Raw genomic sequence first — 21,308 nt, 5'->3', positions numbered from 1 at the left:
GTGCATTTCGCTAACGAAAAAAGTGCATCACCGCTTGCTTATCGTTGCGTAGTTGGGAGGTTAGTTGTTCCAGGTTATCAAACTTCTGTTCTTCGCGGAGGTACCGGTGGAAGCGGATTTCCAGTTGCTCACCGTATAGGTCTCCTTCAAAGCCAATAAGGTGTGCCTCGACGGTCTTGTTGGCCCCTTGCAAGGTGGGGCGGTTGCCGATGTTCAACATGGCGGGGTATTGCTTATCTCTGTATTTGGCACTTACCACGTAGGCGCCGTCTTTAGGGATCAGCTTGTGTTCCTCGTCCACGTGGAGGTTGGCGGTGGGGAAGCCGATTTTCCGGCCGAGTTGGTTTCCTTTTACTACACGGCCCGTTAGTCCATACGGTCTGCCCAGAAAGTTACTAGCGGTTTCCAGGTCACCGGCTTCAAGTGCCTGTCGGATTTTGGTACTGCTTATTCCTATTTGGTCGATATCAGCCCGTGGAATCTCTTCCAGTTCAAAGCCAAAGCGGTGCTGGTTGGATTGCAGGTAATCGAAGCCTCCTTCCCGTCCTTTTCCAAACCGGTGATCATAGCCAATCACCAGTTTACTTGTACGTAACTTTTTGATAAGGATGTCTTGGATAAATTCCTCGGAGCTCGTAGCAGCAAAGCTTTTCGTAAAGGGGATGCTGACCAAGTGGTCTATCCCAAACTGCGCAATGAGATCTTGCTTTTCTGCTTGGGTAGAAAGTAGTTTGATCTGATGGTCATTAGGCTTTAGGACCATGCGAGGGTGCGGCCAAAAGGTAAGCAATACCGATTCCCCCCCTGACTCCTGGGCTATTTGTCGGATCCGATAGAGAATCTTTTGGTGGCCAAGGTGCACCCCGTCAAAGGTGCCGATCGTCACCACAGGATGTAACATGGTTGGAAGCTGGGCTAAATCCTTATGGATTTTCATGCTGCGCTTGTTTCAATTTTTCGATCAGTTCGGGTAGGTTTTCTGCATCCTTCAATTGGAAATCGCCGATTCTCGTTCTGACCAGCCTGGATAAGTAGGCGCCCACACCCAATAATTCGCCAAAATCGCGGGCCAGGCTTCGTATATAGGTGCCTTTTGAACATACTATACGAAAGTGCACCTCCGGTAGGGATATGGCAGTTATCTCAAATTCAAGTACCGTTACGGGCCTAGGATCAATAACCAAGGCCTGCCCACTTCTTGCAGAAAGGTAGGCTCTTTTTCCATCTTTTTTTATGGCGGAGTGTATGGGAGGAATCTGCATTAGGTCTCCCGTAAGCTTTCTGCTAGCCTCCAGCAGCTGAACATCTTCAAGATGGAAAGGATCTGCGACGTCTACGATTTCTTGCTCCAAATCAAATGACTCGGTCGTCTTTCCGAGCACAAAGGTGCCTTCGTATTCTTTTTCCTGGCTTTGAAAGCGGTCAATTTGTTTCGTCATTTTTCCAGCACATACGATCAAAAGTCCGGTTGCCAAAGGATCCAAGGTACCAGCGTGCCCCACTTTTTTAATTTTTAGGGCATTGCGTACTTTTTTGACCACATCAAAGGAAGTCCAAGTATAAGGTTTATCGATTAAATAGACGGTTCCCTCAGCAGATATCATGTCATTAGCCCACCTAGGATCGCAATCAAGCCTACCACGACGCAATAAACGGCAAAGATGGTAAGTTTACTTTTTTTGACCAGTTGAATCATCCAAGAACAGGCAAAAAGCCCTGCTAGAAACGCCGCAGCAAAGGCGGCAGCCATCACTCCAAAATTCTCGTTTTCATAGGTTAATGCCCCATCCAATATGTCTTTCCCGATCTTTCCAATAATCAGGGGTAATACCATCAAAAAAGAAAAACGGGCAGCTTTTTCTTTGTCAATACCCAGCAATACCGAGGTGGATATGGTTGCTCCGGACCTTGAAATACCAGGCAGCATGGCAACTGCCTGCGCAAGTCCTACGATCACTGCCTGTCCCGTAGAAACCGGTTTCCCGGTACTCTTGGCTTTGTCAGCCAAAAACAGGAGCATAGCGGTAACCAGCAGCATGCTGCCCACGAGGACGATTTTTCCTCCAAACAACTGTTCGAGCTCTTGTTCGAAAAACAACCCGATGATTACGGCGGGAATCATGGAAAGGATGATCTTCAGTGAAAATTGGGTTTCTTCATTCCATTGAAACCTCAGCAGTCCTTGAAGAATTCTCCCAATGTCTTTTCGAAACACCACGATGGTACTCAGGGCCGTGGCAAAGTGTACGACTACTGTAAATAGAAGGCTTTCTTCAGGCAATGAGGTACTTCCCAACAATACAGCGGCGATTTCCAAGTGTCCACTGGAGGAAACCGGCAAAAATTCGGTTAACCCTTGAACAATCCCCAGGATGATGGCTTCGAATGTGGTCATTAATTAGTGTTTGGATTGGTGAAAAATGGCGTAAAACTGAAACATGAATCCGGCCAAAGTGACGATGGGGCCTAGGGTAAGCCCCATGAAACCAAATCCATGTGGTTCACCGTCCAGACCTATGATCGTGAAACCTGCAATTATCAAGGCTAGGCCAATGAGCATCAACTGATAGTTTTTGCGTTTAAAAGGAAAAGAGCTTTTCATTTTTTAGTTTTTGAGTTAATGCAGTTATCCGCCTTCACTTTCGTTTCACCTTATTGAATCGGAAACCATTCATTTGTTTATAATTTCTTCTGGCTTCTCGTTATTTCAGCAGCTTCGGTTCATTCAATAAAGGTCATCCAGCGACATGTTTAGGTATTTGTTTACGGATTTTAACGTACTTAGTAGCGAAAGGATGGCTCCTAGAATGATGAGCCCGGAAAAAAGTAGCAGTAGCCATTCCAAATTATAAAGTAAGTTAAATCCTTCGATCATTTGCCGGCCATACTCCATGAGGCCAAATAACATTGCTGAAGCCAATAATCCTCCTAACGCCCCAAAGAAAAACGACCGCCTAAGGAAAGGTTTGCGGATAAATCCCTTCGTAGCGCCGACCAATTGCATGCTCCGGATTAAAAACCGCTGGGAAAACAAGGCCAGTCGTATGGTATTGTTGATCAGAATGACGACGGTAATTAGTAGGATAAGCACAAAGGCACCCAAAATCATGCTAACTTTTACCAGGTTTTTGTTGATGGATTCTACCAGATCCTGCATGTAGGATACTTCGAAAATCCCTTCCATAAGCTGCAGTTCCCGAACGAGATCCTCCAGCTGATCCGCCGATTGATAGGATTCTTCTACCGAAAAGGTGAAGGTGTCTCTTAGCGGATTCTCATTTAGAAACTGGGTAAAATCTTCTCCTATTTCAGAAGTAAATACCCTGGCGGCCTCTTCCTTAGAGATATAGGAAAACCGCTTCTCTCCATCTTTTTCCAAGATATAGGGCTTGGATCGGATCGTGTTTTCAAGTTTTTTGATATCCGATTCGGATAGGTTCTTGTTCAAAAACACCTGTATCTCGATATTTTCCCGAATTAGGGAGGTGAGGGCCTTGGCTTGTAACAGGATCAGCCCCACCAAGCCAGTAATAAACAGCGAAAGGGTGATACTAAAGAGTACGCTTCCGAATTTATAGCTGCCCAAGTTTGTCTTTTTGCGCTTAGCCTTTACCATGTTGTGTTCCAGATTAGCGTCAAAATTAACCAGAGGAAGCTACTAAACCAACCTTATCTACCAAATTCATGGGAATTACTTTGGTTGGTGTTACGAGGAATATCCGATCTTCCTTTTCAGGTTGGATATTGAATAATCCGGTGAACGCACCAAAGGAAGGCAGTATAATTGTATTCCTGCGAAAGAGGAAGCAGGGCATTTTCAGGCGTTGCCTACCTTTGCCTCGAAGGGTGATTCCGGGATGAATATGTCCGCAGACCTGCAATAGTTGACTAGGCACACCTGCCAGCGGCTCGTGGCAAAGCAACAAGTTTTTCAGCCGAAAAGGTGCCTCCCATACCTGCAGTTCAGAAGAGGTGTACGCCGATTCAGGAAGTACATCATGGTTGCCTTTGATCAAATGAAAGGATGTTGCTGCAAACTGACGCAGAAAGGATTGCAAGGCCTCCCATTGCTCGTTCCATTCGCTATGGAATAGGTCCCCCAAGAAAAAGACCTGCTTGGGCTGGTACCTGCTTAATAGGCCGCGTAAGATGCGGTAGTCTTTTTCGTGAACCGATTCATTGACGGGAATGCCGGCTCTTCGGAAATGTCCGGCCTTTCCAAAATGCGTATCCGACAATAGAAGTGTGTGTAAGGAGGCTATCCACACCGCTTTTTCTTGGAGCAACTCCAAGGTGATATCTGCAATTTGTAGCTGCATGCTATTGCGTTCAGAAGCTTCAGTTGATGGCGTGAAACTACGAAAACTTTACAGGATAACCCCTCACAAGCCTCTGGAATTGACATAAATTAACGATGGGGCAACCTTTCGGGTATGTTCGTACGCCTTTCGTGTAGTTTCGCGCCTTTTTGGCAAACGGTGGTTGAAAATTCGAAAAAGATTAGATAGCTTGTATTCGGTTATTCTTTTCATTAAATGATTCAAACAGTATGTTATCACCCCAAAATGTTTCATTTGTCCGAAATACCGGCGTTTACCGGCTTGTAAGATCCTGTGCGTTCTTATTGGTATTGTTAGTCTTAGGGGCTTTTTCAGAGCCGCAGTCAGTACCCGGATCCGATCCTGTACTGAATGAAATTAGGATTCTGCGACAGCAGGCAATCCCCATGCGGGATGGAACCATCTTGTATGCAGATTTGTATATGCCCAAAAAGCCCGGCAAATACCCCGTTATCGTAACCCGTACGCCCTATGGGTTGCAGCGGGAAAATGTCCATCACGAGCGCATGACCAAGTTTGCCCAGCGAGGGTACGTGGCGATCGTCCAAGACGTGAGAGGTAGGTACGAGAGCGAGGGTAAATGGGAGCCCTTTAGGGATGAAGCGAACGACGGGTACGACACGATTGAGTGGATCGCCAAGCAGGCTTTTTCCAATGGCAAAATCGCCATGCAGGGAGGATCCTATCTGGGACATAATCAATGGGCGGCAGCAAGTCAGTCCCCCCCGAGCTTAGATGCGATCTTTCCTTCCGTTGCGTCTACAAATATATATGCTAATTGGATTACCATGGGCGGTGCGAATCGCCTCAGTTTCAACTATGGCTGGGGTGTGGTGCGCATGCCTAACCGTATTATGTTGCCCCAATACTGGCATACTGCATCTTATACCCCTGAGGAACTTAGGTATGAAAATATCCTGATGCACCTACCATTGAAAGATGGCGACTTGCAAAGTGCCGGCTATGCGGTTCAGCATTATCGTGACTGGCTGACCCACGAGAGCTACGACGCTTATTGGAAATCGATCAGCGATGAGGAGCGTTTTGAAAAGGTCATGGTGCCTGCATACAATACGGGAGGGTGGTTTGATATTTTCTTGATGGGCACGTTGAATGGGTATACGGGCATGAAGCAACGCGGTGGCACACCGGAAGCCCGAAAGGGAACCAAGTTGCTGGTAGGCCCTTGGGGGCACGGGCCGGGCACAAAGTTCGGGGATTTGGATTTTGGCGCACACGCCTTCGTGGATCTGTATGAAGAAGAGCTTCGCTACTATGACTACCATCTAAAGGGTATTCAAAACGGTATAGATACCGAAAAGCCAGTACGGATTTTTTATATGGGAGAGAATCAGTGGCGGCATGAGGACGATTGGCCAATTCCAGGCACAAATTACAGGGAATTGTACCTGACCGGAGATAGCCCTGCAAACACACTGAGGGGAGGAGGAAAATTGAGCTTTGAAAAGCCGTCTCGCTCTGGTATAGATACCTACATATACGATCCAAACCAACCCGTGATGACTTATGGAGGCAACAACTGCTGCGGTACGCCTACGGTGGCCGGGCCGAAAGATCAACGGGACATCGAAAGACGAAACGACGTGTTGGTCTACACTTCCGAATACTTGAGCGAGCCCCTAGCCGTGGCAGGCCCCATTAAGATGAAGCTGCATGCCGCGACTGACGGTCCAGACACCGATTGGATGATAAAGTTGATCGATGTATACCCCGATGGTAGCGCATACCCGGTATCTGAGGGCATTCTCCGGGCCAAGTTCAAAGACGGCTTGGATAAAATCAACTTGCTTACTCCCAATCAGGTGTATGAATTTGAAATTGAAATGATGGGTACCGCAAATGTGTTTCAGCCGGGTCACCGGATACGGGTGGATATTACGTCCAGCAATTTCCCACAATTTGACCGCAACCCTAATACCGGTAAACCCTTAGGTTCCGACGCAGAAACGCGGGTAGCACAGCAGACCATTCACCACGGAGGCCCACGACCCAGCCATATCGTGTTGCCAATCGTGAAAGGGTTTGACTGAATTTTTTCTTTTGGAAGATCGGATAATGCCACCTAGTCGGTTTATTCGGTTTGGAGGTTTTATTAATAAAAAGGGCTGTTTCTTTTATTAGAAGCAGCCCTTTTTACGTTGTATTTCTAGACGTTTTTCAGCCTTTCCCAGTCCCAATCATTGTTTATTTGGGAAATTGCATGGTGTGCCGTAAGGTCAAATTGGCAGGGAACCACAGATACGTAATTGTTGGCGATGGCCCACTCGTCATTATCCTCGCCTTTATCGAAATTGACAAAATTTCCCGCCATCCAGAAGTATTTGCGGCCATTGGGATCATAGCGTTCGTCGAAGTCCTCCTGCCATTTGGCTCGGGCCTGCCTACAGATTTTAATTCCTCTCAGCGGTTCGTTTCGTTTGGGGGGGAAATTGACGTTTAGGGCTACACCTTTTGGAATGCCATTTTGCAAAACTTGCTCTGAGATCGTCCTTACATAATCTTCTACATGGGAAAAATCTGCTTTGGAACTATAGTCGCATAAGCTAAAACCAATAGAAGGCAATCCCTCGATAGCGCCTTCTATCGCTGCAGACATGGTTCCCGAGTAGAGTACACTGATGGAGGTATTGCTTCCGTGATTTATTCCGCTTACCACTAGGTCTGGTTTTTTTTCTTTCAACACATAGTGCTTGGCTAGTTTCACACAGTCGGCAGGTGTGCCGCTGGATTTGTACGCTACCACGTCGTGAAAAATCTCTTCTTCCGAGAGTCGAAGGGTGTTTCCAATGGTGATGGCGTGCCCCATCCCTGATTGCGGGCTATCCGGCGCCACTACCACCACTTCACCGAGGTCTTTCATGATGTCTACCAGCACACGGATTCCTCTAGAGGTTATGCCATCGTCATTGGAAACTAAAATAAGGGGTTTGTCCATTTATGAGTTTGGTTTTTTGAGTTGGTTGTAGTAAGCGGTAATTCGTAGTAAATCTCCCCGCTTATCGTGCGAAAGCCGGTTTTTTCGCATATACAGCTTCACTTCCGAGGAGCGGTCATCCATTAATTCGAACAAATCCCGCTTCTTTTGACTGTATTTTTGTATCCCGCTTTCTGCAAGGAAATAATAATCGAAGGCAAGTCGGTCAAATCCCATCATGGGTGGTCCCCACATCGGGCCCATGTACATGCCCCGCATACCCATGCCATTCATGCCCCGGTTATCTACGGTAATGTATTCCCGGCACAAAAGGGTTACTTCTTCTCCCTCTACGAGCAGTTCAAAGAACATGGGAACCTTGTAATCCGAAGTGGACGCATAGGGGAGGGAGTAAAATACCCGGATTCCTCCGTAGTATTCATCAAAAATCTCAAAGCGTGTTACCGATACCGCGTTGAAAGTCTCGACTGATTCAGTAGCGACTGTCACCACGTTGTTGTCTAGGTCATATTTTACTTTACCCTCTACCAGGGCACCGTTTTCCAGAAAGACTTTTCCATTGTGCCATACTTGGGAGGGAAACTCCTGTGCGTGTACATCGACCATCCATATCAGGCCAATGAGCCATGCAAATACGATTTTGTTCATCATGTAGTCACTTTATTTGGTCTCTGGTACTAGTACGGAAAAATTCAGCCAAATGTTGAAAGATGCTTTTTATTTTCCGCCGGCGTCTGCGGTGCCTCCATTGGGGTTTGACAAAGCTAAGCTGGCATCCAAGCCCTTTGGCGACCGCTTGACATCAGTCCTGTTCGAATTACCAGTTAAACAGTAAGCTGCCTACTAGTTACTATTTGGGGTATGGATGCTTAGAATTTGGTGTTATCCCTTCGGAGGATGGTATGCCCCATTTTATCCTTTTTGGTTTGCAGATAGCGCTCGTTGTGGGGGTTGGGGTTGATTTCCAACGGTACGGTGTCCACAATTTCCAATCCATACCCGAGCAATCCCGCTCGTTTGGTGGGATTATTGGAGATAAGGCGGATCTTGGAGATTCCCAAGTCCCGGAGAATCTGCGCTCCCACGCCATAGTCTCTTTTGTCCATTGGAAATCCCAGTGCTAGGTTTGCCTGCACCGTGTCCATTCCCTCTTCCTGTAATTTGTAAGCTTTAAGTTTATTGACCAGTCCAATGCCGCGCCCTTCTTGGTTCATATACAGCACCACACCCTTCCCTTCTTTCTCTACGATTTCCATGGCTTTGTGAAGCTGCGGACCGCAGTCGCATCGGCAGGATCCAAAGATATCTCCGGTCACACAGGAGGAATGCACACGTACCATTACCTCTTCGTCTTTTTCCCACTTGCCTTTGATCAATGCCATGTGTATTTCCTTTGTATTGGTTTGTTCATAGGCAATCAATTCAAAGTTTCCCCAAGCTGTTGGCATATCTACTCCGATTTCTCTCCGGATCAAGGATTCGTTTTTAAGGCGGTAGGCAATCAGGTCCTTGATAGAGATCAATTTAAGGTCGAATTTCCGAGCTACTTCGACCAGATCTGGCAGACGCGCCATGGTCCCATCCTCATTCATAATCTCGACCAGTACGCCCGCAGGCTTCAGTCCCGCAAGCCTGGCCAGGTCAATGGCCGCTTCGGTATGTCCCGTTCTCCTAAGAACACCTCCTCTCTTGGCCTTGAGCGGGAAAATGTGCCCGGGCTTTCCCAGTTCAGAGGGCTGAATGCTGGGGTCCACTAGCGCACGTATCGTTTTAGCGCGGTCGCTGGCAGAAATACCGGTGGTACATCCATGACCTATTAAGTCCACAGAAACCGTAAACGGAGTCTCAAATACAGCGGTATTTGACGTGACCATCATTTCAAGGCCCAGCTCGTCACAGCGGTCTTCGATCAGCGGCGCACATATCAGGCCCCGCCCATGGGTAGCCATAAAATTGATGATTTCCGGTGTTACCTTTTCGGCCGCACAAATAAAATCTCCTTCGTTTTCTCGATCTTCGTCGTCTACCACGATGACCACCCTCCCTTCTCGGATGGCCTCTATTGCTTGTGCTATTGGATCTAGTGTTATTTCTTCGTTCATTTTCTATAATCTTGTATCAGGTGCCGTTGGCAATTCCGCAGCGCAGTATGGTGCCACAATCCTGTATCTTACTTCGTCTTAATACCCCGACAACCCCCTTGCTGCGAGAAGCTGATTTTGGCGTAAATTAACGACTAATCATCGGGAGTTTTACACACACATTACATTTAGTGAGAAATAACAGTTCCCAGCTGCTGGTCTATTTCCACTTGGTATCGTTTGATTTCCATGTAAACCTGCTGTAAATCTGCGATCTCAGCGTCTTGTGAGAGTTTGATCTTGTCCAGCAGTTCGTGTAGCATTTTTTTCAATACCCTCTTTTTCAATCTTAAAACACTGTCATAGATGGTTTTGGCCAGATTGTCCGCCTCCCTTGCGGTGAATATCTGATGCCTGCTTTCCCATAAGGAAGACAACTCGTATTTTTGGGTGATCATGTCGATTAGCTCCTTTTTCAGCTCGCTATCAGAAGTCTTTAAGAAATACTCTGCAGTAGGCACAATGCCCTTGCTTAATGCCTCCCGATAGCGTTCAAACAGGTTCTTGAAAACGGGCGTTTCAAATTGCAGTTCGCCGGTTTCTTCAATAAGGTATTCGCATACATGTAGCTCTTCCCCGATCTTTTCTACCCCATAGTTTATCAGCAGCCGCAATACTTCGCGTTCCTGAGACATCAATTGTTTCTGCTCAGACTGCCTGTTGTCCAAAGGCGCTACAGGAAGCAGCTCTTCGGTAAATTGGGGTGATCGCTCCTCTGGGAAAGTGCTGTTTCGCTCTTTGGGTTTTAAGCTTGCCTTGTTGAGCTCTATCAAGATTAGATCCTCCTCCAGGTCCATCAGCAGCGAAGCTTCTTTTACATAGAAGTTTCGAAGGATTGGATCCGGGATTTTGGCAATACTTTGTACGATCTGCCGGACGGTTTCTGCTTTTTTGATCGGATCTGATTTGCCCTCATTCAAGGAAAGCCCGATCTTGAATTTGATGAAATCTTGGGTATTTGTAGTCAGGTATTCGCTAAAGGCTTCGGCGCCTACCTTTTGTGCATAGCTGTCGGGATCTTCTCCGTCCGGAAACACCACGGCTTTTACATGGAGTCCGCCCTCCAATAACATATCTATTCCCCGCAGGGAGGCTTTGATGCCAGCTGCGTCCCCGTCATATAGCACCGTGACATGGTCGGTGAAACGCTTGATTAACTTGATCTGACTTTCTGTCAACGAGGTACCCGAAGAGGCCACCACATTTTCAATTCCAGCCAAATGCAGGGATAGCACATCTGTGTAGCCCTCAACCAGGTAGCAGTTGTCCTTGGCTTTGATAGCCTGCTTGGCCTGGAAAATACCGTACAGCGTGTCACTCTTATGATATACCTCCGTTTCTGGAGAGTTGATATATTTGGGTTGGTTTTTATCTTTCTTGAGCGTGCGCGCTCCAAAGGCGATCGCTTTCCCTCCCACATTGTGGACGGTAAACATCACCCGGCCTCTAAAGCGGTCGTAATAATTGCCGGGTTGGTTTTCCCGCTCTAGTACCAGACCTGCTTTCAAAAGTTCCTCTGGGGTAAAACCTGCGGTCTTTGCGGCTTTGAGCAAGTGATCCCAGCTTTCTATGGAGTAACCTAGGTCAAACTTGGAGATGATCTGCTGGTTGAATCCGCGTTCGCGAAAGTAGCTCAGGCCGATGGATCTGCCTTCTTCGGTCTCTAGATTGAGTGAAAAATGTTCTTTGGCATAATTTAGGATGACATACTGCCGCTCTTTCTCACTGAGGGCTTTGATTTGTTCAGGGCTTTGGTTTTTCTCTTCTTCGATCTCTATCCCATATTTTTGGGCCAGGTGGCGAATGGCCTCGGTAAATCCAATCCCCTCGATGTCCATGACAAATTGGATTGAATCCCCTGCTTTTCCGCAGCCAAAACACTTGTATATTTGTTTGCTGGGGGAGACAGAGAAGGAAGGGCTTTTTTCGTTATGAAAGGGACAGCAGGCCCAGAGGTTTTGACCCTTTTTCTTCAGCTGCACATAGTCGCCGACTACTTCCTCGATGTCTGCCCGCTCGCGTACGGATTCGGTGGTGTGATTACTGACACTCATTTAGTAACGTCCCTGATAAGCGGTAAAGATACACATTTTATTCTCGAATAGAAGGGGGAAATGGCACTGTTCAATAGGCAAGTGAACCTGAAGGGTTGGGCACTGCTAACGTATGAACTCTTCAGCTTGCCGCAAACTAAATGACCTCAATAAGGTTAGTTATCGGGAGAAAGGCTTGTCGCCGACACGGCAATTTTAAGTTTCTTAAGCGCTTACGTTGGACAAATCTTTTGCAAAATTTGCGCGAACGCCAAAAAAGGAAGGGTTATGGCAAAAAATTTTATTTAGAGGGTTATTCAGACTAAATTGCAAAAAATTTCGTAAATCAAACATGGTTCTTTCAGAAGAGAATATATTGAAAGTATTGTCTAAAGTACAGGATCCCGATTTAAAGCGGGATTTGGTGACTTTGGGTATGATTCAAGATTTATCCGTTACTGACGGAGCAGTCTCCTTCAAGGTGGTTTTGACCACACCTGCGTGTCCGCTAAAGGAAATGATCAAGAACGACTGCGTGCAAGCATTGGAGAATGCCTTCGGGGATTTGCCGGGGTTGAATATACACATGACGTCCCAAGTTACCACCACAAGAAACAACACCCCGTTGCTTCCTGGTGTAAAGAATATTGTTGCAGTTGCCTCAGGAAAGGGAGGTGTCGGTAAATCAACTTGTGCCGCAAATTTAGCGGTTGCATTGTCCCTGTCGGGTGCCAAAGTAGGGCTGATCGATGCCGATATTTTTGGGCCATCCGTGCCTACCATGTTTAACGTGGAGGGTGAACAGCCGATGGTAAAGCAGGAAGAAGGGAAGAACATCATCATTCCGATAGAGCAATACGGGGTGAAGCTGATGTCTATCGGATTTTTGACGCCGGCAGACAGTGCGGTAGTTTGGCGGGGGCCTATGGCTAGTTCAGCGCTGAAACAGTTTATAGGTGATGTAGCCTGGGGAGAATTAGATTATTTGTTGCTCGATTTGCCACCGGGTACTTCTGATATTCACCTGACGATGGTTCAGACTGTTCCGGTGACCGGAGCGGTAATCGTAACCACACCTCAAAAGGTAGCTCTGGCAGATGCTACCAAAGGGCTTACCATGTTTCAGCAACCCCAGATAAACGTTCCTGTATTAGGTGTTATCGAAAATATGGCCTACTTTACACCGGAAGAATTGCCTGATAATAAGTACTATCTCTTCGGAAAGGATGGGGGCAAGAAACTTGCCCAGCGGTTTAACGTTCCATTCTTGGGCGAAGTACCCATTGTGCAGGGCATTCGGGAGAGCGGAGACAGTGGATTCCCCGCCGTGTTAAAAGAAGGCGTAACCGCCGGGGCATTTCATGCGTTGGCTGAAAATGTCGCCCGGCAGATCGCCATCCGCAATGCGGAGAAAAGCAAAACGGAGATAGTACAGATAAAGGGTTAATAAGATGTTAGATCAATTTAAAGCACAGATAGAGGTCGCACTCGATACCATCAGGCCCTACCTAGAGGCTGATGGTGGCAATGTAAAGGTGGTGGACCTTACGGAGGATATGGTGCTAAAGCTGGAGTTAATGGGTACGTGTAGTTCTTGCCCCATGTCGGCGATGACGCTCAAGGCCGGGGTTGAAGAGGCCATCAAAAAAGCGATTCCTGAGATAGTCAAAGTAGAAGCGGTAAATGTTGAAGTGGCTTAACCTTCCCACCCGGCATTTACATGTATTCACCATCGCATTGCGACTTTGCGTTCTGCTGGTTGTTGGGTTGTTTTTTTCTTCGAGGGGATTTGCACAAGGTTCAACAGGTCTGGGTGTGCTGCATGTGCACGACGAAAAGTGCGGAGCAGTTTTTATGGAGCAGCTTCAGGAAAGGGAGCTCGGTGTATTTGGTTCCAAGGAGTACTTTGAATCATGGCTAAGCAGGCGTAAGCAGGAATTGAAACAACAAGGTTCCTTGCAACGTCAAATGAATGAAGTTCGGCGAATTCCGGTAGTGGTGCACGTGATCCATACCGGTACACCGGTAGGGGTGGGGGCAAATATCCCCGAAGAGCAGATTCTTTCGCAAATAGCGATTTTAAATCAAGATTTCAGAAGACTTAATCCAGATGCAGTGAATACTCCAGAGGAGTTTCGCAATGTGGCTGGTGATGCGGGTATTGAGTTTGTTCTTGCCCGCCAGGATCCTAGCGGAATGCCTACCAATGGCATTAACCGAGTGCAGGGAAGCAGGGAGACCTATCCTCTTGGGTTTAATGCGCAAATCAGTGAGCTTGCCTACTGGCCTGCTGAGGATTACCTGAACCTTTGGGTCTTGCCCCTACAGGCTCCCAATATTGGTTATGCTTCCTTTCCGGTAGCCAGCAATCTACCGGGATTGGATTTCCCCCCCCCTTCCCGTTTGACGGATGGAGTTACGATAGATTACCGGTATTTTGGTGAGGGGGGAAATGCCGTTCCCTCCTCTAGAGGGCGCACCGCTACCCATGAAGTGGGGCATTTTCTAGGGCTAAGGCATATTTGGGGAGATGGTCCCTGTGGTGTGGATGATTTTGTAGGCGATACGCCAGAACAGGGATTTTTTACTGTTGGATGCCCACCACACCCCCGTTCCAGCTGCGGTTCGGTGGATATGATCCAGAATTTCATGGACTACACCTCGGATGTATGTATGAACCTGTTTACCCTTGGGCAAATCGAGCGGATGAACACCGTACTTGCCTCCAGCCCCAGACGAATTTCGCTTCTTAGCAGTAGGGGCTTGGAAGATCCCACGTTGTTGGTAAACAACTTGAGGTTGGATAAAATCGTTGATCCTTATCGATTTGTGTGCACGGGAGACGTAATCCCTCGGATATTGATTACCAATGTCGGTGCAAATTCCGTTGAAAGCGCGGAAGTTCAGATCCGCTTGAACGACCAAACCGTGCAAACCCGCTCCTTTTCGTTGGACCTGCCGGTAGGAGCAAGCGACACGCTTAGTTTTGACCCAATGGCTTTGACCGCTGAGGTCAATTTCTTTGAAGCGCAAATTCTAACCGTCAACGGTGGGCAGGATGAAGACCCTTTTAACAATTACTTGAATTCATCCCCCGTTTTTGCGTCATTTACCGAGTTGCCTTTTTACCAAGCGAGACAGGGCATTGAACGTTGGGATATCTATAACCCGGACAACCTGGTGACGTGGGAGCGTATAGAGCTGCCCCTTGATGGGGTTAGCGAATCCCTTATTTACTTGAACGGATACAACTACAACCTGCAGGGAGAGATCGATTACTTTGTCAGTCCCACTTTCAGTCTACAGGATGTAAGCAATGCGCAGCTTTCCTTTGATCTGGCCTTTTCGCCCTTTGACAGTGAGCAATTTCAAGAAGGTTTGATGGTGGCCGTTTCTTTAGACTGCGGCAATACGTTTCAGGCCATGGATTACCTGTATACCAAGCGAGATGACTCCCTCGCCACGCAGCCGCGTACGTTTAGCGAATTTTTCCCCGACAGCCATGGTCAGTTTAGGAAGGAAGTGGTTAACCTAAGTGCGTATGCCGGACATGATCAGGTCAGGGTGGCACTCATATCGAGTAATGGGTTTGGGAATAACATATTTGTAAAAAATCTGGTCATTGAGGATAATGAGGTCTATCGGTACGATTTTGAGTTGGCCCAAAAGAGTAGTCCTTTGCCGGTTACGGCAGGGCTTCAAGACCGGGACGAAGTATTGGTAAGCAATACGGGCAATCTCCCTATTGACGGTTTCTTGGTGGACGTCTTCATGCAGGGTCGGGTGGCAGATATGACCACCTTGCTGATTAGGGACTTTGCATTGGGCGTAGGTGAGACCAAGGCATTGCAGCTGCCTGATCTATTCCGATTTGGGCAAAACCGAATAGATTACCGCATATACCAGCCGAATTTTGACCAGAATGGTGGAAATTACAGCTCCCTGCGCTGGCATATTTTCCAGGACAGCAGTAGGATTCAGATTCCTTGGAGGCAGGACTTTGACCAGTCAGAAGCCTTGGGTTCTTGGCTTAGGATTAATCCGGAGCGGAATTTTTCTTCTTGGCGGGTGTTTTTGGGCGAGGGAGAAAACAGCTACTTGGGATTGACCATGATAGAAGAAGGGGACTCATATTGGTTTGCGTCGCCGCTCTTTGATCTGGGCGGGACGGATCGGGCCAGTCTGTTCTTTGGTTGGAGTGGTGGAGGGTTTTCAAGTACGTCAGACCTTTCTTTTGATCTGCTTGTGAGCACCGATGGTGGGGTTACGGCGGATACCGTGTGGAGTAGGCAAGGGGCAGGGCTGAACAGTAGTGAACGTGCGCAACCGCCCAATCAGACAAATCCAAGTCCTTTTGAGCGGGAATTTGTGAATTTGTCAGCTTATGCGGGTGAAGACAACGTCCGACTATTTTTCCGGGTGAGCAATCAGGGAGCACCCGGTGCCGTCCTGTTTCTGGATGATTTGGAGTTGTTTCTGTCGGACAATCCCCAGCCTGTAGATCCGGGATTGAACAATACCGTTTTATATCCCAATCCGGCGTCTGACCGGTTTCATTTGGCGTTTAATTTTGCCGAATTTGAAAGCGTTCGCGTGCAAGTGATCTCTCCTTCTGGACAGGTGGTGCTTGATCAGGAAAAACCACAGACCTTAAATCAAACCTATACATTTGACACGGTTAAGTTTGCGAAGGGACTGTATATTGTGCAGATCAGCAGCCGGTTTTTTACCGAGACTAGGAGGTTGATTGTCCGTTGATTTGCATAAATTAACGGGAATTATGCTAATTCATATCAAAACCACTCGCATTGGAATCACTTTTGATGGACACTCAGTATTCACTTGCACCTAAAATTGGTTAGTTTTACGTGTTTATTATTGTTTATATAAGACCATTATGGAAGGATTTATAAAAGGATTGAAGAAACTGGGAACCCACATCCTAATCATGATTGGGATTCTGTTCCTTATGTTATTCGTCTTCTTTAATATCTATTTACCGGGCTATACCAATCACGGCGAATCGGTTACTGTTCCCGATTTGGAGGGTATTCACTATTCGGAGCTAGCTAACTTTCTGTTGGCCAGAGATCTACGGTACGAAGTGACTCCCGATAGCGGCTTTGTAGCGGAGGTATCGCCACTATCTGTACTCAAGCAAAACCCCAAACCGGGTGCCAAGGTCAAGCAAAACCGCAAAATCTACGTTACGCTGAATGCTGAAAATCCGCCGTTGATCAAAATGCCGGGATTGGTAAATACGCAGCTGAAGAACGCCCAGGAAGTACTCGCAAATTACGGCCTGGTACGTGGAGAAATAATTTACGTGCCCGACATCGGTATCAATGTTGTGCTGGAGCAAAAGTACCGAGGGCGTGATATTGAGGAAGGTTTTGAGATACCCAAGGGTTCCCAAATTGACCTGGTCGTGGGAGATGGCTACGGTAATCAGAGCTTCGAGATGCCCAATCTAATCGGCCTGGATGACGTGGAGGCTGAGTTTTTGATTTTAGGTTCCGGTCTTCGAATGGGAAATGTGAATTACGTAAAAACCGATACGGTGCCCAAGGGAACCGTGGTTAGGCAGCTTCCTCCGGATGGCATCATGGCCAAGACCGGTGAACGGGTGGATATTTGGGTGTCGGAATTATTGGATGAGAGCCAGTTCTAAATGAATGCCCTGGGAACCATAATGTCCTGCATGGCTTTTTGCCTTTTTGCGGGGTTCATTACGCCTGCCTTTAGCCAATTTCAGCAGCTTCCGTTGGTTCCAAGTCCCCACCATTACGATAAAACTCCAGCCGACTACAATGCCCGATTGGCGGAAGAGCTGCTTACCCTCCCCTTTTGGGACGATTTTTCTACCGACTCCCTAAATACGAGTCTTTGGGAAGCCCGAGGGGTTAGCTGGTCTAATTCCATCGGAGTGGATCCGCCCTCATTGGGCATGGTTTATCTGGATGGTGTTGATGACTTGGGCAATCCCTACTCAAGAGAACGGTTAACCAACGGCGAAGGAGATCGGCTGGCCTCCCTTGCCATAGATCTCGCTAGCCTTACACCCGACGAGCAGCAAACGGTGTTCCTTAGCTTTTTTTGGCAGGCGGGTGGAAAAGGAGAAGTCCCCGATGAGACCGATCAGCTGGAGTTACATTTTTTAAACGAAGCGGGAGAATGGGTGGTTGTTTGGGAACAGGCAGGTGGAGATCAATTGAGTCGAGACACGTTTGAACAGGTAATCTTACAAGTGGAACCTGAGTTTTTGCATGCCGGTTTCCGTTTTCGCTTCCAAACCATTGGACGGCTTTCAGGGCCTTTTGATACATGGGTATTGGATTATGTATACCTTCATAAAAACCGCAATCCATCCGATATCTTTTACGAGGATCGGGCGCTCACCTTGCTTCCCAACAGTCCCTTGGGACGGTATACAGCCTACCCCGTGTTTTGGCTCGGTCAACTCGGCGTTGGGGAAGAGCTTCGATTGGAAAGCCAGTTTAACAACTTAAGTAATCGATTTCGGGCCATGGAATTTACCGTTGATTTGCGTGACGCCGATACGGGCGCATCGATTCAACTGATCAATGCCAATACCCCCCTTATCCCAGTACCCTTGGCACGAGAACGACGAAACTTTTTCAGCAGCCCCATGGGCGAACTGAGTGAGTTACCCAATGAGGGGTTTGATTTGGAAACCTTGCTGTATCTTTCTACAGGAGATCAACTGAAGGTATCCCAATTGGTGGGGCAGGATACGCTCTTTGAATCCGCCATCGATTTTCGTTTAAATGACACGATTCGTACCATCACGCCGTTGCGGGATTTTATGGCCTATGACGATGGATCTGCGGAATACGCTGCGGGAATCAACCAAACCTCCGGTATGCTGGCAATACGATACGAAGCGCCTGAACAGGTCTATTTGACCGGTGTAAGCATTAACTTTGCCAATTATTTGCAGCGGGGCAATGCGTTGGAGCTAATGGTTTGGGACTCCCTGACCCGCAACGGGATATATCGTAAGGAAGTATTGATACCCGATTTTGATGAGTTCGGTGATTTTGCATATTTCCCCATAGATACCAATATTTCCGTTTCCGGGTCTTTCTTTGTGGGATTTACCCAGTTTACCAATGATTTTATCTATGTAGGACTTGACAAAAGCACGGACTCTTCAGAGGAGGTTTTTTTCAATGTCTACGGAGAATGGGAGCAAAATGAGACCGTTTCAGGGAGCCTGATGATACGGCCCCATCTGTCGCTAACGCCTCCTATGGAGGTAAGTTTACCGGAGTCGGATGCCGGTTTATCACTGTATCCCAATCCCGCCTATTCTGAAAATGTGGTTTTGACCGGGCCGGCAGATCGGATTATGGTTTTTGATTTTCAGGGAAAGGAAATTAATGTGCCTATTGAAAGTACGGAACAGGGTAATTTGATTAATTTTACCAATCGACAAAAAGGACTTTATCTGGTGAGGGTACTTGCTGGAAATAAGTGGAAGGCTATAAGATTAATTATCAAGTAACGCATGGAAGATATAACTGTAGGTGAATTAAAAGAGCGATTGGCTCGTAATGAAGATTTCCTTTTTATTGACGTGAGGGAAGAATATGAGTATGAAGACGATAACTTGGGTGCATGGAACATTCCCCTGGGGGAGCTTCCGGACAAATTGGACGAGCTGGAAGAATACAAGTCCAAGGAAATAGTCATTCATTGCCGATCCGGTGCTCGCAGTGGCAATGCAAAGCACTTTATGGCCTCAAAGGGCTTTGATAAAGTACGCAATGTGTTGGGAGGTATCCTTGCATACCGCGCATTGGAAGAGGAGGAGTAATTCTCCTTTCTTTTTTTAGTCAATAATGAATGGTTGCGGGATAAAGCAAAAGACGAATAGCAAAATAGCTACCCAACCTACTATTTTTTGTGTGGGACTTAGTGGCCGATTGTCTACTACTGCTGGGTGCTGAATCCCGAGAACCCTCCCCACCAGGAAGGCAAAAAACAGCCACCCGCTATAACCTTCTAGCGTTGGGAAGAAGCTGATGAGGGAATATTGCAGGGCAACGATCAGCAAGGCAACCATCAGCTTGTTAATCATTGTCAGTCCAGATTTCGAGTAACAAATAAACACGAATCCCACGTAAAGTGGCAGGGCAATCAGCAGGTAACTGAAATCTTCGAAAGGAGAAACCACTCCCAGCCCGGCAAAGAAGATGAATATGGTATAAGCGGAAAGAGAGATGGCTTTATGGTGTTTGGGGAATAATCCGAAAATGACGTGACCACCATCCAACTGTCCGATTGGGAGAAGGTTGAGAGCCGTAAAAAACAGGGCGAGATACCCTGCGAAGAGGTAGGGGTAGTGGATCACTTCAGACATATTGGGCATCCGTTCCGGGTCTGCCAATGTCTGCTCCAAGATCCAAAAGAGCAGGTTGTAACCCAGTTTCAGGTCCATTACACCTTCTTGTTTTTCCGGATCATAATCCGGATCCAGGTATTCAGGATGTATTTCATAGATAAAATCGGCCTCGGGAAGGTGGGTAAATCCATAGATCAATACGCCTATCGCCAAGATAAATCCGGCTAGCGGTCCGGCGACACCGATATCGAAAAACTTTCTCCGGCTGCTAACCAGACTTTTCATTTGAATAACTGCCCCGAACGTACCGATCGATGGTGCCCCGATAAATCCCAACCATCCGGGGATAAAGTAAGGCAGTGACGCCTTCACCCGGTGGTGTATGGAAGCGAAGAGGTGACCGAGTTCATGAACCAATAAGATTCCGATAAAGGGTACAGAAAACGCCATCGCCCGAAGAAAATATTCCCAGGTTAGTGGACTTTCCTTCGATAATATGCTTCTGCCAAACAGCCATTCCCCACCGGCCAAGGTAGTGGCAATCAGGGTAAGGACAAACAATAGGCCGTGTTTGGCATATGTTCTTGGTCTATACATGCGCAAAAAACTCGATCAATGCCTTGGGATGATTCACATGATGGGTCTGGATTCCAACACTTTTGGCGCCCTCTAGGTTTGATTCCAGGTCGTCAAAAAAGAGAAATTCTTCCGGTCTTCCGCCCACTGTCGCTACTACGGTCTGATAGATTGCTGGGTCGGGCTTGCGAAGGCCCATCTCGTGGCTTAAGAAAAGCCGATCGAACAATTCCGCCCACTGGCTTCCAAGTTTGTCGGCAAACGCCTTTTCGACGACCTTGAAGTGGATGGAGTTGGTGTTGCTGAGCATGTAAATTTGATAGCTGTTTTTCAGCTTTTTGAGCAGGTCGAGACGTTCCTGTGGGATATCCACCAACAGTGCGTTCCAAACATCGTCGATCCATGCATCATCCCAGTTCTGTGCAAAGTAGTCTCTCACCCCATCCCGGAATGTTGCTTCGCTGATTTTGCCCATCTCCAGTTGGTAGTGGATATCAGACACCATGAAGTCCTTTACACATTCGTGGGCAGTTGGGGGCAGTGTCTCGTATAATTTATTGAAAGTGAGGGAATAATCTATATCGTAAATTACATTTCCTAAATCAAAGATTAAAAATTTAATATCTTTCATATTTTTCATGCCGAATGGAGTTGTGAAATTAAATCCAAATATGTAACATTGCAGTCCCAAAAGCAAGGTGTTACTGGGGGATATCTTTTAAAAATGGTATGTTCTCCCGGTAAATGTTGGTAATCAGATTATTAGTACTTCTGATTTGCCTGATGTGTATAGGAACAGGAGGTTACCAAAAAAGCTAAGATTAATTTGGGCCTATAGCTCAGTTGGTTAGAGCTTCTGACTCCCCCGAAAGCGTTCGGGGCAGGAGGTCACTG

19 protein-coding genes are annotated in these 21,308 nt (G+C 47.2%); 7 read left to right on the top strand and 12 right to left on the bottom strand.

Going from position 1 to position 21,308, the window contains the following annotated elements:
- Positions 1–10: 10 nt before the first annotated feature.
- From IAQ59_RS17800 to pdeM, 6 genes are all read right to left on the bottom strand, one after another.
- Positions 11–937, bottom strand: coding sequence for a bifunctional riboflavin kinase/FAD synthetase (locus IAQ59_RS17800; RefSeq protein ID WP_209332200.1), 927 nt, complete (start codon positions 935–937; stop codon positions 11–13).
- A complete protein-coding gene (gene truB / locus IAQ59_RS17795) occupies positions 924–1,604 on the bottom strand; it encodes a tRNA pseudouridine(55) synthase TruB (RefSeq protein WP_209332199.1) in 681 nt (226 codons plus the stop codon). Before truB ends, IAQ59_RS17800 begins: the two co-directional genes overlap by 14 nt.
- Positions 1,601–2,395, bottom strand: a complete 795-nt coding sequence (locus IAQ59_RS17790; RefSeq protein WP_209332198.1) for an undecaprenyl-diphosphate phosphatase — start codon at positions 2,393–2,395, stop codon at positions 1,601–1,603. The genes truB and IAQ59_RS17790 overlap by 4 nt, the downstream gene beginning before the upstream one ends.
- 3 nt (positions 2,396–2,398) lie before the next feature.
- Positions 2,399–2,602, bottom strand: coding sequence for a DUF3098 domain-containing protein (locus IAQ59_RS17785; protein ID WP_209332197.1), 204 nt, complete (start codon positions 2,600–2,602; stop codon positions 2,399–2,401).
- Positions 2,603–2,725: 123 nt separating this feature from the next.
- Complete coding sequence (locus IAQ59_RS17780; RefSeq protein WP_209332196.1) at positions 2,726–3,616, bottom strand: cell division protein FtsX; 891 nt, start codon at positions 3,614–3,616, stop codon at positions 2,726–2,728.
- A gap of 25 nt (positions 3,617–3,641) precedes the next feature.
- Positions 3,642–4,319 (bottom strand): ligase-associated DNA damage response endonuclease PdeM, encoded by a 678-nt coding sequence (pdeM, locus tag IAQ59_RS17775; RefSeq protein WP_209332195.1) that lies wholly within the window; start codon positions 4,317–4,319, stop codon positions 3,642–3,644.
- Between the two features lie 230 nt (positions 4,320–4,549).
- On the opposite strand from pdeM, the gene IAQ59_RS17770 reads away from it, so the two are divergent.
- Positions 4,550–6,391 carry a CocE/NonD family hydrolase gene (locus tag IAQ59_RS17770; RefSeq protein WP_209332194.1) on the top strand — a complete coding sequence of 614 codons (1,842 nt, stop codon included), beginning with the start codon at positions 4,550–4,552 and terminating at the stop codon, positions 6,389–6,391.
- A gap of 116 nt (positions 6,392–6,507) precedes the next feature.
- Here the strand turns inward: IAQ59_RS17770 and surE are convergent, their stop codons facing one another.
- The 4 genes from surE to dnaG form a co-directional block, all read right to left on the bottom strand.
- Positions 6,508–7,296 carry a 5'/3'-nucleotidase SurE gene (gene surE, locus IAQ59_RS17765; RefSeq protein WP_209332193.1) on the bottom strand — a complete coding sequence of 263 codons (789 nt, stop codon included), beginning with the start codon at positions 7,294–7,296 and terminating at the stop codon, positions 6,508–6,510.
- A complete protein-coding gene (locus IAQ59_RS17760) occupies positions 7,297–7,947 on the bottom strand; it encodes a hypothetical protein (RefSeq protein ID WP_342450726.1) in 651 nt (216 codons plus the stop codon).
- 218 nt (positions 7,948–8,165) lie between these two features.
- Complete coding sequence (locus tag IAQ59_RS17755; RefSeq protein ID WP_209332192.1) at positions 8,166–9,398, bottom strand: bifunctional 3,4-dihydroxy-2-butanone-4-phosphate synthase/GTP cyclohydrolase II; 1,233 nt, start codon at positions 9,396–9,398, stop codon at positions 8,166–8,168.
- A 167-nt stretch (positions 9,399–9,565) separates the two neighbouring features.
- Entirely contained in the window at positions 9,566–11,491 is a 1,926-nt protein-coding gene (gene dnaG, locus IAQ59_RS17750; RefSeq protein ID WP_209332191.1) for a DNA primase, read from the bottom strand.
- Between the two features lie 331 nt (positions 11,492–11,822).
- Between dnaG and IAQ59_RS17745 the strand changes: the two genes are divergently transcribed.
- The 6 genes from IAQ59_RS17745 (at position 11,823) to IAQ59_RS17720 (ending at position 19,310) form a co-directional block, all read left to right on the top strand.
- A complete protein-coding gene (locus tag IAQ59_RS17745) occupies positions 11,823–12,917 on the top strand; it encodes an Mrp/NBP35 family ATP-binding protein (RefSeq protein ID WP_209332190.1) in 1,095 nt (364 codons plus the stop codon).
- Positions 12,918–12,921: 4 nt separating this feature from the next.
- A complete protein-coding gene (locus IAQ59_RS17740) occupies positions 12,922–13,170 on the top strand; it encodes a NifU family protein (protein ID WP_209332189.1) in 249 nt (82 codons plus the stop codon).
- The gene (locus IAQ59_RS17735) at positions 13,154–16,228 is read left to right on the top strand and encodes a M43 family zinc metalloprotease (protein WP_209332188.1); all 3,075 of its coding nucleotides are present in this window, start codon (positions 13,154–13,156) and stop codon (positions 16,226–16,228) included. The genes IAQ59_RS17740 and IAQ59_RS17735 overlap by 17 nt, the downstream gene beginning before the upstream one ends.
- Positions 16,229–16,367: 139 nt before the next feature.
- Positions 16,368–17,141, top strand: coding sequence for a PASTA domain-containing protein (locus tag IAQ59_RS17730; RefSeq protein ID WP_209332187.1), 774 nt, complete (start codon positions 16,368–16,370; stop codon positions 17,139–17,141).
- A 30-nt stretch (positions 17,142–17,171) separates the two neighbouring features.
- Positions 17,172–18,998, top strand: a complete 1,827-nt coding sequence (locus IAQ59_RS17725; protein WP_209332186.1) for a T9SS type A sorting domain-containing protein — start codon at positions 17,172–17,174, stop codon at positions 18,996–18,998.
- A 3-nt stretch (positions 18,999–19,001) separates the two neighbouring features.
- Entirely contained in the window at positions 19,002–19,310 is a 309-nt protein-coding gene (locus IAQ59_RS17720) for a rhodanese-like domain-containing protein (RefSeq protein ID WP_209332185.1), read from the top strand.
- Between the two features lie 15 nt (positions 19,311–19,325).
- Here the strand turns inward: IAQ59_RS17720 and IAQ59_RS17715 are convergent, their stop codons facing one another.
- Entirely contained in the window at positions 19,326–20,435 is a 1,110-nt protein-coding gene (locus IAQ59_RS17715; RefSeq protein ID WP_209332184.1) for a site-2 protease family protein, read from the bottom strand.
- Complete coding sequence (locus IAQ59_RS17710; protein ID WP_209332183.1) at positions 20,428–21,045, bottom strand: HAD family hydrolase; 618 nt, start codon at positions 21,043–21,045, stop codon at positions 20,428–20,430. Before IAQ59_RS17710 ends, IAQ59_RS17715 begins: the two co-directional genes overlap by 8 nt.
- Positions 21,046–21,308: the final 263 nt, after the last annotated feature.

Source organism: Lunatimonas salinarum (genome assembly GCF_017811155.1).
Taxonomy (GTDB): Bacteria; Bacteroidota; Bacteroidia; order Cytophagales; family Cyclobacteriaceae; genus Lunatimonas; species Lunatimonas salinarum.
The sequence above is the reverse complement of the archived record's forward strand: the minus strand, read 5'-3'. Positions and strand labels throughout refer to the sequence as shown.

Coding starts and splice junctions, on each gene's coding strand:
- IAQ59_RS17800 (WP_209332200.1), bottom strand. CDS start 937: ATGAAAATCCATAAGGATTTAGCCCAGCTTCCAACCATGTTACATCCT.
- truB (WP_209332199.1), bottom strand. CDS start 1,604: ATGATATCTGCTGAGGGAACCGTCTATTTAATCGATAAACCTTATACT.
- IAQ59_RS17790 (WP_209332198.1), bottom strand. CDS start 2,395: ATGACCACATTCGAAGCCATCATCCTGGGGATTGTTCAAGGGTTAACC.
- IAQ59_RS17785 (WP_209332197.1), bottom strand. CDS start 2,602: ATGAAAAGCTCTTTTCCTTTTAAACGCAAAAACTATCAGTTGATGCTC.
- IAQ59_RS17780 (WP_209332196.1), bottom strand. CDS start 3,616: ATGGTAAAGGCTAAGCGCAAAAAGACAAACTTGGGCAGCTATAAATTC.
- pdeM (WP_209332195.1), bottom strand. CDS start 4,319: ATGCAGCTACAAATTGCAGATATCACCTTGGAGTTGCTCCAAGAAAAA.
- IAQ59_RS17770 (WP_209332194.1), top strand. CDS start 4,550: ATGTTATCACCCCAAAATGTTTCATTTGTCCGAAATACCGGCGTTTAC.
- surE (WP_209332193.1), bottom strand. CDS start 7,296: ATGGACAAACCCCTTATTTTAGTTTCCAATGACGATGGCATAACCTCT.
- IAQ59_RS17760 (WP_342450726.1), bottom strand. CDS start 7,947: ATGATGAACAAAATCGTATTTGCATGGCTCATTGGCCTGATATGGATG.
- IAQ59_RS17755 (WP_209332192.1), bottom strand. CDS start 9,398: ATGAACGAAGAAATAACACTAGATCCAATAGCACAAGCAATAGAGGCC.
- dnaG (WP_209332191.1), bottom strand. CDS start 11,491: ATGAGTGTCAGTAATCACACCACCGAATCCGTACGCGAGCGGGCAGAC.
- IAQ59_RS17745 (WP_209332190.1), top strand. CDS start 11,823: ATGGTTCTTTCAGAAGAGAATATATTGAAAGTATTGTCTAAAGTACAG.
- IAQ59_RS17740 (WP_209332189.1), top strand. CDS start 12,922: ATGTTAGATCAATTTAAAGCACAGATAGAGGTCGCACTCGATACCATC.
- IAQ59_RS17735 (WP_209332188.1), top strand. CDS start 13,154: ATGTTGAAGTGGCTTAACCTTCCCACCCGGCATTTACATGTATTCACC.
- IAQ59_RS17730 (WP_209332187.1), top strand. CDS start 16,368: ATGGAAGGATTTATAAAAGGATTGAAGAAACTGGGAACCCACATCCTA.
- IAQ59_RS17725 (WP_209332186.1), top strand. CDS start 17,172: ATGGCTTTTTGCCTTTTTGCGGGGTTCATTACGCCTGCCTTTAGCCAA.
- IAQ59_RS17720 (WP_209332185.1), top strand. CDS start 19,002: ATGGAAGATATAACTGTAGGTGAATTAAAAGAGCGATTGGCTCGTAAT.
- IAQ59_RS17715 (WP_209332184.1), bottom strand. CDS start 20,435: ATGTATAGACCAAGAACATATGCCAAACACGGCCTATTGTTTGTCCTT.
- IAQ59_RS17710 (WP_209332183.1), bottom strand. CDS start 21,045: ATGAAAGATATTAAATTTTTAATCTTTGATTTAGGAAATGTAATTTAC.